The organism is Mycobacteroides franklinii (assembly GCF_002013895.1).
Classification (GTDB): Bacteria; Actinomycetota; Actinomycetes; order Mycobacteriales; family Mycobacteriaceae; genus Mycobacterium; species Mycobacterium franklinii.
This window is the reverse complement of the sequence record NZ_MAFQ01000021.1, coordinates 65160-77651: the sequence shown is the minus strand read 5'-3', so window position 1 is coordinate 77651 and position 12492 is coordinate 65160. Positions and strand designations below refer to the sequence as shown.

9 protein-coding genes are annotated in these 12492 nt (G+C 65.3%); 2 read left to right on the top strand and 7 right to left on the bottom strand.

Annotated features, from left to right (window positions below; genetic code table 11):
• Positions 1–255 (top strand): helix-turn-helix domain-containing protein (locus B4393_RS25825; RefSeq protein WP_413816168.1); only part of this gene is annotated, 255 nt, incomplete at its 5' end.
• Here the strand turns inward: B4393_RS25825 and B4393_RS25820 are convergent.
• The 5 genes from B4393_RS25820 to B4393_RS25800 all read right to left on the bottom strand — a co-directional run bounded on the left by B4393_RS25820 (position 252) and on the right by B4393_RS25800 (position 4448).
• On the bottom strand, positions 252–1349 hold the full coding sequence (locus B4393_RS25820; protein ID WP_070937125.1) for an LLM class flavin-dependent oxidoreductase: 1098 nt from the start codon (positions 1347–1349) through the stop codon (positions 252–254). The two genes, B4393_RS25825 and B4393_RS25820, sit on opposite strands and share 4 nt — an antisense overlap.
• A 23-nt stretch (positions 1350–1372) precedes the next feature.
• Positions 1373–2398, bottom strand: a complete 1026-nt coding sequence (locus B4393_RS25815) for an ABC transporter substrate-binding protein (protein ID WP_078336549.1) — start codon at positions 2396–2398, stop codon at positions 1373–1375.
• Positions 2379–3128, bottom strand: coding sequence for an ABC transporter ATP-binding protein (locus B4393_RS25810; RefSeq protein ID WP_078336548.1), 750 nt, complete (start codon positions 3126–3128; stop codon positions 2379–2381). Before B4393_RS25810 ends, B4393_RS25815 begins: the two co-directional genes overlap by 20 nt.
• A gap of 10 nt (positions 3129–3138) precedes the next feature.
• On the bottom strand, positions 3139–3972 hold the full coding sequence (locus tag B4393_RS25805; protein WP_078336562.1) for an ABC transporter permease: 834 nt from the start codon (positions 3970–3972) through the stop codon (positions 3139–3141).
• A 146-nt stretch (positions 3973–4118) separates the two neighbouring features.
• Positions 4119–4448 (bottom strand): hypothetical protein, encoded by a 330-nt coding sequence (locus B4393_RS25800; protein ID WP_070937122.1) that lies wholly within the window; start codon positions 4446–4448, stop codon positions 4119–4121.
• 274 nt (positions 4449–4722) lie between these two features.
• On the opposite strand from B4393_RS25800, the gene B4393_RS25795 reads away from it, so the two are divergent.
• Positions 4723–5109, top strand: a complete 387-nt coding sequence (locus B4393_RS25795; RefSeq protein ID WP_078336547.1) for a hypothetical protein — start codon at positions 4723–4725, stop codon at positions 5107–5109.
• Between the two features lie 27 nt (positions 5110–5136).
• On the opposite strand, the gene B4393_RS25790 is transcribed toward B4393_RS25795, so the two are convergent.
• Positions 5137–5928, bottom strand: coding sequence for a thioesterase II family protein (locus B4393_RS25790; protein ID WP_078336546.1), 792 nt, complete (start codon positions 5926–5928; stop codon positions 5137–5139).
• Between the two features lie 6 nt (positions 5929–5934).
• Positions 5935–12345: a type I polyketide synthase gene (locus tag B4393_RS25785; protein WP_078336545.1), complete on the bottom strand. Its 6411-nt coding sequence runs from the start codon at positions 12343–12345 to the stop codon at positions 5935–5937.
• Between the last annotated feature and the right edge of the window lie 147 nt (positions 12346–12492).

Below are 12492 nucleotides of genomic sequence, written 5' to 3'. Positions count from 1 at the left end.
CTGACCCGGCGTGGCCTGCTGGACAGGGATGGGCTGAGCCCGCAAGGCCATGCCGTGAAGGCCGATATCGAAGAACGCACCGACAGCGCGTCCTTACCGGTGCTCGATGCCCTCACCGATGCGGAGGTGGAGACGCTCTTCCGCACCCTCACCCCGATCACACGGCAGGTCATCGCCGGTGGCGACCTGCCGGCCTCGACACCAATGGGCCTGCGGCGCAACGATCTCGATGACGAAAGCGCCCACTTGGCCTAGGCGGCGAGTGCCCCCCGTTTCTTGAGCAGCGGAAGCACACCCTCGGCGAACCAGTAAGCCTCTTCGAGATGCGGGTACCCGGACAGGATGAACTCGTCGAACCCGACCGCGTGATATTCGGAGATCAGGTTGGCCACCTCTTCGTGGCTACCCACCAGCGCCGTGCCGGCACCTCCGCGCACCAATCCGACCCCCGCCCACAGGTTCGGATAGATCTCCAACTTGTCCAGACGGCCGCCGTGCAGTGCGGTCATGCGCCGCTGACCCTCGGACTCCGATTTCGAGTGCAGCGCCGTCGCCTTCGCGATCTGATCGGGGGTCAGCTCACCGACCAACGAATTGGCGACGGCCCAGGCCGCTTCCGAGGTGTCGCGACTGATGGTGTGCAGGCGGATACCGAACCGCAGGGTGCGCCCGCGCTCCTTCGCCAGCGCGCGCACCGCCTCGATCTTCGCCGCGGCAGCGGCGGGCGGCTCACCCCACGTCAGATACACGTCGACATGGTCGGCTGCGATGGGTAGCGCGGCCGGCGAAGAGCCGCCGAAATACAGCTCCGGCAAGGGGTTTGGCGGCTCAGATACCCGCGCATCGGTCACCGTGTAGTGCTTTCCGGAAAAGTCGACCGCGTTGCCCTTCCAGATATCGCGCACAATCTGCAGGAACTCACCCGTGCGCTCGTACCGCTCGTCGTGCGTGAGCCAATCTCCGAAGCGCCGCTGTTCGGCGTCGTCGCCGCCGCTGACCACGTTGAGCAGCAGCCGGCCGTTCGAGAAGCGCTGCAGGGTCGCCGCCTGCTGCGCGGCCAGAGTCGGCGGGACCAGACCCGGCCGGAATGCCACCAAGAACTTCAGGCGTTCCGTCTGATCCAGCAGCCCCGCCGCGGTCAGCCACGCGTCCTCGCACCAGGTCCCGGTGGGGGTCAGCACACCCTCAAAGCCCAGCCGGTCCGCGGCACGCGCGACTTCGCCGAGGTACCGCAGGCTCGGTTCGCGGTAACCCGCCGGCACAGTGTGATGCGTCGAGGCGTGAGAGGCGCCCACGATCGAACGGCTGTCTCCGTTGGTGGGCAAAAACCAGAAAAACTTGGCGGCCACGGGAATTACTCTCCTTGTGCGGGTTACTGGGACTTGGCGAAGAACTGTTTGAGGGCGTTGTCGAAACGGTCGTCGACGAAATCTGAGAAGATGAGCGTGCCCTGAATCTGGCCCGACTGCGCGAACAGATCGGCCAGCTTCTGCTCGGAAGCGTTGACCTCGGAGTCCAGCGGTATCGACAGCCGCAAGCTGCGCGATTGCGCGAGTTCTGCTGCCGCCGGATCGATTCCAATTGCGGCAGCGTACTTTCCGTACCACTCCTGTGGATGGGCCTGGGCCCACACGCTGGCCCGTGCGATGCGCTGAACCAAGTCCGACAGTGCCGTATTGCGCCGAGCGTCACGCAGCGCAACCTGTGCTGCGACACCGAATCCGTATCCGTTCGCGACACCGGTCGCGGTCGCGAGAGTGCGAACCTTCAGCTGCTTCTGGGCCAGTGCCGTATACGGGTCCCAGATGGCCCATGCGTCCGCTTGGCCCTGGCTCAATGCCGTGAACGCATCAGCCGGCTGCAGGAAGATCGGCTGAATATCCTTGATGGTGAGATTGGCCTTCTGTAGCTGAAGCAACAGATTGCCGTGTGCCGAACTCCCCTTCCCGACAACCACCTTCTTGCCCCGCAGGTCGGCCACCGAGTGGATTGGGGAAGCGTCGGCGACCAGGATCTGGTCACCCGAGGCGTCATTCGTATACCCAGATACCACCTTGATTCTCGCCTTTGACGCGGCACCGAAGATCGGCGGCGTGTTCCCGGTGACGGCGAAGTCGATCTTGCCGGCGGTCAACGCCTCGATCTGCGGGGGACCGAAAGTGAAGGTGGAGAATTCGATCTTGTACGGCGCATTGTCGAGCTCGCCCGCCGCCCGCAACAGCGACTCGGTGCCGCCCTTCTGATCGCCCACGCGCAGCGTCAGACCCGCCAGCTCCGAGATGGGGACGAGCTGCGGCGCCGCGGAGTCGCCCTTATCGTCGCGGCCGGAGGTGCAGGCCGTCAACGACAGCACGATCGCGGTTGCGCTGACGATTGACTTAAACACCAAGCTGCGCAAGGAGCTCTCCTCGGTAGTTCTCGGTTTCGACGTCGTGCTTACCGTGGGGTTTACGGGGATTGCGGATGCGCAGGGTGTGCGCCAACCGGCCCTCGTCGAGCACCAGCACAGTGTCGGCCAGCGATATCGCCTCGTCTACGTCATGGGTGACCAGCAGCACGCCAAACGCGTGCTCGCGCCAGAGGTTCAGTAGCAGTCGGTGCATCGAAAGCCGGGTCAGCGCGTCGAGTGCGCCGAAGGGCTCGTCGAGTAGCAGCAGCCGTGGCTCGGCGACAAGCGCCCGTGCCAAAGACACCCGCTGCGCCTGCCCGCCCGAGAGCGTCAGCGGCCAGGCCTGCGCCTTGTCGGCGAGCCCCACCTCGTCCAGGGCTCGATCAACGCGCGAAAATGCCTCCGCCTTAGAAAGTTTGGTGCGGGTTAGCCCGTACCGCACGTTCTCGCGCACCGAACGCCACGGGAACAGCCGCGGCTCCTGGAAGGCAACAGCCGGAGCTCCGAGTACTTCGCGCTCGCCGTCGTGGTCCCCGGCCAGGCCGGACAGCACCCGGAGAACCGTCGACTTGCCGGAGCCGCTGCGCCCGACCAGCGCCACAATCTCACCCTGACCGACCCGTAGCGAGACGTCGTCGAGCACCCGGTTGCGCCCGTACCATTTGGTCACTCCGGACAGTTCAGCCGCAGGCATGGCACGCTCCGGCGACAATTGAGTCACCTCGAAAACCACTGTCATGATGGGCCTTTCATGATCGGTATCGCAACGCACGCCGTTCCAGCACCCGCACGATGGCGTCGGTGACAATGCCCAACAACGCGTAGACGACCAGGCCGAAGATGATGACGTCGATACGAAGGAAGTCGCGTGCGTTGTTGATCAGGAATCCCACCCCGGCGTCGGCATTGATCTGCTCGGCGACGATGAGGGTGAGCCAGGACAACGCCAGGGACTGGCGCAACCCCACGAGCACCTGCGGCGTGGCGCCGGGGACGATGATGACACGCAACCGCTGCCAAAACGAAAACCCAAGTACCTGTGCGGTTTCGAAGAGTTTGGGATCCACCTGCCGGATCGCGGACGTGGTGTTGAGGTACAAAGGGAACGCCGCACCAAGTGCCACCATCAGCACCTTGGGCAACTCACCGATGCCGAACCACAAGATGAACAGCGGAATCAGCCCCAGATGCGGCAGCGCACGGATCATCTGCATGGTCGGGTCCACCGCGGCGTCGACAAGCCGCGACAACCCGACCGCCGCACCCAGCACCACTCCGACCAGGCCGCCCAGCAGCAGACCTTCGCCGGCACGTACTCCGGAGACCCGCAACGCCTCGGCAAGCTGCCCGTTGCCGATCAATTCGATTCCGGCGCGGGCGATGGTCGATGGTGCGGGCAGGATGTCTGGATCGATCAGCCCCCACGCACTACCGGCCTGCCAGATCAGCAGCACCGTGAACGGCGAGAGAAAACGAATGATCTCCCAGCGCCGACCGAAGATCCGCTCCCGCCGGGACGGGCGGGAGACAGAGGCATCGGAGTCAGTCGCCGCAGCGGCCACCAACGTATTACGGGTGGTCATGAAAAGCTCGAGAGTCCTCACGGGTCGGCGGCGGTGTCTCAACTGATATCGGTAGGTGACCGACAACCTATGGGCGCGTTCCGATTCCGTGAAGAGTTAATTTCGCGGTGATTCGACGGGTATCCCGGCCGCCACGAGCAAGAAAGTTAGCGCCAGCCGTCGGCGGCCTTGGCGGCCCGCAACAGCTCCTCGCACAGTTGACGCAGCTCGTCCTGGCTCGCGCCCTCGTCGACTGCGGTCGCGACATCCTCGGCCGCACATCGCGCCTGATACACCCGATCGGCCAGGTCGGTCGCTTCGTCGGCGGTGAGCACCACGGCATCGGCGGGCACCGAGGTGCCCTTGACCGCCGCCCGCTGCTCGTAGGCGCGCTGACGACATGATTGGCGGCAATACTGGCGCCGCCGGCCCAATTCGGCGTCGTCGACTTCACGCCCGCACCACTTGCAGGGCTGAGCATGTTTGCGACGTGCCACGTTCAGAAGCGTAGTGGTGGCCCCCGTCCGCACTCGCACACGGCCTTGCCTGCCACACCGCCACCGGGCCACCCGTCGTTGGGGTTGGGCAACTCATTGTGTTGTCCGTCCTGCCCGCGCCAGCCTCGGTAACATCACTGGTAGACGGGTGCCGCAGGCATCGCTTCGCTCCACGCCGTACCAATGAGCGCAATTACCGCAATTGCCCGGAAAACAGCCAAGAGTGCGCTAATCTTGCGGAGTCACAGCGGCATCCAACGTCGGAGGTTGTGCGATGAAGAAGATCCTCATGCTCGGGCAGGCCGTGTTAGCAGCAGGCGTCATCGCCGCTCCGGCCGCAGTCATGAACGCGGCGCCGGCCACGGCGCAGCCGACGCCGGCTCCCGCGGATGTGTGCTTCGACGGGCTCAACCCCCCACCCCCGCCCCCACCCCTATGGGGACCGTGGGGACCGGGAACCATGACAGGCTGCGTCAACCCGGACAGCTGGTTCGGTGGTTGGGGCTGGCGGTATTCGGGTCGGAACGGATCGGGCGAAGGCGGTCAACTGCGCGCCCCGGCCCCGCCCCCAGCCTGGAAGTACGTAGGCCCGGGTTGTGAGTACACAAGCAACTCGAACTGGCAGTACACCGGCCCGGACTGTCAGCGCACAGAGCCGTAGCACGTCAAATGTGCCGAATCTTGTTGGCTACGAGAATGAACCGCTGAATGCGAACTCTGCCTCATTGGTCAGAATGGTCGCCAAGGCCTGAGGATTCGCCCAGTAGAAGTAATGTCCGCCCGTCACGAGGATGCTCGTGAACTCACCACGCGTGTACGCGGCCCACCGGCGTGGTGCGGCGAACTTCGGCAGCACCTCATCATCTTTTGCGCTCACCTCGGTGGTCGGCGTTTTGATCCGATGATGCGGGATCGATTGCAGACCGAGACTGAGGTCGGTCACCACGAATAGTCGCGCCTGTTCCAGTAGCGCCTCGTCCGCGATTTTCCTCGGGGGCCAGGCGCCGCGCTGCTCATCGTTGGCGAGCCTCCAGGTTGCGTGCTCTTTCAGACTATGGCCGCGGGCCTTGCCGTAGATAGCATCCATGCCCCAGAGAGACGGATGGCCGCTCACCACCGGAATGAACCGGCCCACTTCGAAATTGCGAGCCTCCAATACCTGGCATACCGCATAACCCAGTAGCCCGCCGAAACTTTTCCCGGCCAGGACCGGACGCCGGCAGCCGAGTCCGATCACGGACTCCGCACACTCCGTTGCGAGCCTGAGCAGGTTGTCCGGATGCGGCTCGGCCGACCGGGTCCAGCGCCCCGGCATCCGCCACACCCCGAAGTTCACCCCCGCCAGATGCGGAACCAGGTGCTGCTCGCCAGCGTGGTTCGCCCCAGCTCCCGGGAAAAACAGCACGGTGGGCAACGACGGCTGATACGCCCGAGGCCACCACCAACACTCGAGCGGAGCGGGCGGCTGAGTAGTAGTCACGACCAGCTACATCCCGTCGTGGTCGGGATCGCCGACCCCCTGTGCAATGAGCAGCGCCACCCGGGCACCCACCGCCTCAAGAGTGAGATCCGGGGTGAACTGAAACGCACTGATCTGGATGTTCAACTGCTTGCCGGCTCGGGCGGCGAACTCCACCGCCATCAGCGAATCGATCCCGAGATCGGCAATCGGTCCCGTCGGATCGATGCTGTCCACGTCGACCTTGAGAACGTTGGCGAGTTCCTTGGCCAGCTCCTTGGTGACCATCGGCCCGCGTTCCTCCTCCGGCAGCGCCAACACCGCCGCGCGGAAGGCAGCCTGTTCGTTCGACACGGCGGCAGCCTCCGCGGACAAATGCGCAAAACGGGTGCTCTTGGCGGTCGAGGGCAACGGGGTACGCAAGACTCCCCAATCGATACCCGCGATGGCGACCTGTGGCAGCGGGAAACGGGAGCACTCCTGCATGAGTGTTGCTCCCAGATCCATGTTCAGGCGGCGCAGCCCCACCGAGTCGAGGAACTTGACGATGGCATCCGACTCGGCCATGCCGCCACCACTCATCGCGCCCCAGTTCACCGACAGAGCCGGCAGCCCGGCCGCGTGCCGCGAGACGGCGAGACCGTCCAGCATGCTGTTCGCCGCGGCATACGTCAGCTGCGGCACGATGCCGATGAGACCACTGATCGAGGAGTACAGCACGAAGTGGTCGAGCTGCACATTGTGCTCACGCGTGGCCCTGTCGAGGTTCAGCGCACCGCTCACCTTCGGGCCGAAGACCTTGTACAGCGACTCCGCGCTGATATCGGCGATCACCTCGTCATGCGCCACCGCGGCGGCGTGGAAAACGCCGCGCAGCGGGTGCCCCGAAGCTTCCACCTTCGCGACCAGGTCCGCGACCTGGTCATAGTCACTGATATCGATCCGCTCTTCCCACACATCGACGTCGGCGGCACGCAAAGCCTCGATCTGTGCTCGCGCCACTTCCGTCGTGGCACCGCTGCGGCTCGCGAGAATCAGATGAGTCGCCCCCGCCCTGGCCAACGAACGGGCGGTGGCCAGCCCGAACCCGCCGAATCCACCGGTGATGAGGTAGGAGTGGCCCGGACGCACCGGGACCGGGTCGGACTTTCGGGGCAGCAGCGTCGGGGTCTGATCGCGTAGATCCAGCACGATCCGGCCCATGTGCTCCGCACGGAATACCGCCTCGAACGCCCCCACAATCTGGTCGATCGGGAATCTCGTGTACGGGAGTGGGGTGAGCTTGCCCGCGGTGAGCATCTCGGTGCATTCGCGCCGCAGCTCGCGGAAGATCTCCGGCCGCATCCGCAGCATGCGATCCATGTCGACGGAGTGAAACGACAGGTTGCCGCTGAACGGCTTGAGATCCGTTGCCCCGCCGAAGTAAATGTCGGCCTTCCCGATCTCGATGATCCGGCAGAACTCTCCGGCGACCGCGAAGTTCTGGGCGATCATCTCGCCGGGCAGCGAGTTGTAGATGACGTCGACCCCGCGTCCTTCGGTGATCCCCAGAATGTCGTCGACGAACCCGATCGAGCGCGAGTCGAAGGCCGCGGTGGCGCCCAGGTCCAGTGCCGCGCGCCGACGCTCCTCGCTGCCGGCCGTCGCGTACACGACCGCACCCATGTTGACCGCGACCTGAACCGCGGCCATGCCCATACCGCCCGCGGCGCCGTGCACCAGAACGGTCTCGCCGGGCTGCAGGTCGGCAAGCTTGTAGAACGCATAGCCGGCGGTGAAGAACGGGACACCGGAGCCGACGGCAAGCGGGTCGAATTCCTCCCGCTGCAGATGCACGTCCGCTATCGGCTCCCAGGCCGCGCCGCCGTCCAGATCGAAGGTCAGGTAGCGGCGCAGCAGACCCCGCTCGGCGACCGCGATGCTTTCGCCGACCCGCAGCTCGTCAACCTGGGAGCCCACACGCGTGACGACACCGAAGCCCTCCATGCCGGGCTCCAGCTTGAAATAGGTCTTACCGAGCTCGCGCTCCGTCAGGATTCCGAGGACCTTCAAGGGGTCCTTGTAGTTGAGACCGACGGTCTCGATGCGGACTTCCACCTGCCGGGGCCCCGGCTCGATGCGATCGCACGCGCGCAGCGTGATGTCCTTGAGCGTCCGGGTATCCGGGATCTGCACCTCGTAGGCCACGTCCGGATCGGTGGGCGCGAACGGTTCCTCCCACGGCGCGACGAGCTCCGGCAGTGACCGGCGCATCCGTTGGGTCCACCGCACACCCGTACGCACCGCCACTTCTTCGGCGCGATTCATCGCACCGATCTCCGTGGTCACCTCGTCCGCTGTGACCCCATCGGTCAGATCCATCAGGGACCATTTGGCGGGATGTTGCTCGTTCGCCAACACCCGGCGCGCCCCCACCAGCGCCACCTGATCGAGGTCCAAGCCATGATCTCCCGGCGCGAGGAAGGCGTTCTTGCTCACCACGACCACCTGCACGTCCGGACTCACGACACCGCGGTCGGTCTCTGCCTCCAGGACCACCCGCAACGCTTGCGCGACGGTGACGAGCCGATCGACGTTATCCACGGCGGATTTCCCGGAGCCCACAGTGACCAGCACTCGCAAGAACTCGTCCCGGTGCAGAGCCGCCGCGAAAGTCTCGGCGAGATCTGCTCTGTGCACGGTGTCAGCGCTCAAGACCGCGACACCGGCGGCGGCCGCACGACGAGCGCCTTCGGCGACGGCCGCGGCCACCTCCCCAATTTCGATGATCGCGTTAGCGGCGCGGGCCACCGGCGTCGGGGCGGCAGCGGCAGGCTGTCCCTCAACCTCCTCCTCCAAAGGCTCCCAACGGGGTTCGTAGAAGTACTGCTCAAGCTCGGACAGCGGCGCCGAGGCCGACCCGACCGGCCGCAGGGTGACCCCCGTCATCGCCAGTGCGACCTCGCCGTCCCGCGACGCCAGATAAGCGTTGGCTCGCAACGGCTGCGTGCTGGTGATCTCGACGACCGCGATCGGATCCTCGGGAACCTCGTGGTAGAGCCGCACGCGATCAATCGAAGCCGGGACATGCGCCGTCGGCGGTATATCCAGTTCCGGACGCGCCGCCAGGAGAACCGCGATGCATTGCAGTGCCGCGTCGGCGAGCGCCGGATGCACGGCATGTTTTGGTGCGGAACCAGATTCGGGACCGTCCACCAGACTCGCCAGCTGCGCGACGCAGCCCGCCGATCCGATGCGCACACTCTGGATTCGCTGAAACGCCGGCCCGTAAGAGAGCCCGACCGCGGCCAGCCCCGTGTAGACATCCTGGCCGTCGAAGACCCTGTCGTTGACCGACTGCGCCGGAACCTCGATCCGGGACGTCCCCAGATTCGCCTCCACCAGACGGCCATTGGCGTGTGCCGTCCACATCTGGGTGTGCGCGGAACGGCCGTTGACGATGAACCGTTTGGTGGGTTCGTCCACGGTGATGCGGGTGATCGGGGCATCGTGCTCGGCGACGACCAACGGCACCGCGAAGACCACCGAGTCCAATCCGGCCTGGCCTCTACCGGAGCGTTGACGCACCGCGGACAAGGCGGCGTCCAGGTACGCGGTTCCCGGCAGCACCACCGAGCCGAGGACCGTATGGTCAGGCAGCCACGGCAGATTCGCGGGGGCCAAGGTGACCTCCCATTGCGGCGTCAGCGCGTCCGCGCGGTCACCGAGAAGCGCGAAACGGTCGGCGTCGCCGTACCGCGCGCGCAATGTGAGGGGATCTTCCTCCCACACTTCCTCTTGCGACCACGGGTATTTCGGCAGGTCCATATGCGCGATCACGCCGTGCTCGTAGATGTCCGCCTGCCCGGGCGCATCGATAGCGCCCACCGCGTACAGGTCGGTGATGGCCTGCAACACCGACTGCTCGTCATCCTGATCGCGGTGCAGCGTCTGCACCGCGGCACCGGAAATACTGTGGCGCACAAAGCTCTCTCGCAGGTTACCCAGAAGAACCGGGTGCGGCCCGACCTCGAGGAAGACCCGATACCGGTCCGCGATGAGCGTGTCGACCGCCCTTGCGAACAGGACACTTTCACGCACGTTCTGGCACCAGTAGGCGGGATCGGCGAATGCCGCGCTGTTCACCTTCTCGCCGGTAACCGTCGAGTACAACGGGATGTCCGTCGGCAGCGGCGTCAACCCCGCGAGGGAAGTCGCCAACTCGTCGAGGATGGGATCCATGAGCTGGCTGTGATACGGGACCTCCACGTGCAGCATCCGGGCGAAAATCCCGTCCCCGGCAAGTTCGTCGTGCAGGGTCTGCAGTGCCGCGGAGTCACCGGACAGCGTCGTCGCCGCGGCGCTGTTGATCGCCGCGACGCACACGGCGGTGCCAAAGCGTGCGGCACGGCGCTGGGCCTCCTCGGCATCAAGTCCGACCGCGAGCATGCCACCCGAGCCCGCCGTCTTCGCCTGCAAGCGAGACCGGTGGAACGAGACAGTGGCGGCGTCCCGCAGCGACAATGCGCCGCCGACGTAGGCCGCGGCCACCTCACCGACGCTGTGCCCCACTACCGCTGTGGGCCGGATGCCGAACTGTTCGAGGTGCTTGGCCAATGCCGACTGCACCAGGAAGTTCGCCGGCTGGGCGATCTCGGTGCGACTCACACGCGAATCCCCTTGTGATCGCAGCAGTTCTGCGATCACCGACCAGCCCGAAAGCTCCTGGAACACCGCATCGATGTCGGCGGCGGTGTCCCGGAACACCCCCTGGCACTCCAGCAAGCCGCGCGCCATCCCCCACCACTGTGGACCCATGCCACTGAAGACGAACACGGGATCCGAGATGCCCTCGACGAGGGCACGCGGCGGAGCCGCTTCCTCGCTCTCGGCATAGGAATTGAGCTGTACCAGCAGATCATCCGCGTCGCGATAGATGAAGCCCTTACGGAGGTGGTGCTGCGCCCGCCGCCCGGTGGCCGCAGTCTTCAGGCGCTGCGCATAGTCGTCGGAGACCGTGCTCGCCTCGTCTGCCGCACCCTTGTCGGTACGGAGCATCTCTGCATACCGCGCGGCGACCTCATGCAGCGCCGTACCACTGCGTGCCGAGACCGGAAAGATCCGGATGCTGTCGCGGACCGGCACGGGAGCCTCGAGGGCTGTCGGTGCGGGAGGCTCGGAGACCAACACATGCGCATTGGCCCCGCCGTAGCCGAAGCTGTTCACCGCGGCGTACGCTGGCGCGCCCAGATCGGGGTAGGTCTCCACCTCGAGCGGGACCCGAATCCTGAGCTCGTCGAAGGGAATCTGGGGATTGAGCTTGTCGAGCACGACCTGCGGCGCGATGGTGCGCCGCTGCACCGTGAGCGCGGCCTTGATCAGGCCCGCGACGCCGGCGGCGGCCTCGGTGTGCCCGAAGTTGTTCTTCACCGAGCCGATGATCAGAGATTGGGTGCGGCCGGCAGCCTGGCCATATGAGTGGCCCAGCGCCTCCGCCTCCAGCGGATCCCCGACGCTCGTACCGGTACCGTGTGCCTCGACGTATCCGACGAGCGCGGGATCGACACCCGCCTCTGCGAGCACCTGTTCGGCAAGACGCTGTTGCGACAACGGATTTGGCACGGGCAGCGCTATCGTCCGACCGTCCTGATTGACCCCACTACCCCGGATCACCGCATAGATACGGTCGCCGTCCCGCTGCGCTTGCTCCAGGTTCTTGAGTACGACGATGCCGACACCCTCGCCGCGGCCATAGCCGTCCGCGGCCGCGTCGAACGACTTACAGCGGCCATCTGCCGCGAGGAACCTGCCCTTGCACATGGTGATGAACGTTTCCGGCTGGAACATGACATTAACGCCGCCGGCGAGCGCCACATCGCATTCGCCGTTCGCGACCGCACGCACCGCGAGATGCGTTGTGACGAGCGAGGAAGAGCACGCGGTGTCCACGGTCATGCTCGGCCCCCAGAGGTCGAGCGCGTGGGCGATTCGGTTGGACAGCAGGGTCTGGGATGCGCTGAACGCGGCAAAGTTGTTGATCTTCTCGAGGTTTCGGGCAAGCCCCCGGCTGATCATGTTGTCGTTCATGAAGCCGCCGATGAAGGTGCCTACCTTGCCGCCCAGCGCCTGCCCCGCGATACCCGCGTCATCGAGTGCCTCCCAAGAGGTTTCGAGAAGGAGTCGCTGCTGCGGGTCGAGGACGGCGGCCTCGCGGTGCGAGATCCCGAAGAAGTCCGCATCAAATCGGCGGAAGCCCTGGGCGAGGAAGCTTGCCCGCCGGGTGTACATCCGCCCCGGAGTGTCAGGGTCTGGATCGTAGAACTTATCCGCATCCCAGCGGTCCTTCGGAATGTCTGCGACGGCATCGCCTTTGAGTAACACGAATTCCCAAAAGCTGTCCGCATCTTCTATGCCACCGGGGAATCTGCACCCGATGCCAATGATAGCCACTGCGACCAACGCCCTGCCCTCTCCTAGTTGTTGAACTTACCTGGAGACAATGGAACTTTTGCCGAAATAGCGAGACATTCGAACTGATCTGGAATCATCTTGACCACTAACGATGCTTTACCTGTCGAGTCATTCTGTGGAGTTCGGACTGTACCC

Coding starts and splice junctions, on each gene's coding strand:
- B4393_RS25805 (WP_078336562.1), bottom strand. CDS start 3,972: ATGACCACCCGTAATACGTTGGTGGCCGCTGCGGCGACTGACTCCGAT.
- B4393_RS25795 (WP_078336547.1), top strand. CDS start 4,723: ATGAAGAAGATCCTCATGCTCGGGCAGGCCGTGTTAGCAGCAGGCGTC.
- B4393_RS25810 (WP_078336548.1), bottom strand. CDS start 3,128: ATGACAGTGGTTTTCGAGGTGACTCAATTGTCGCCGGAGCGTGCCATG.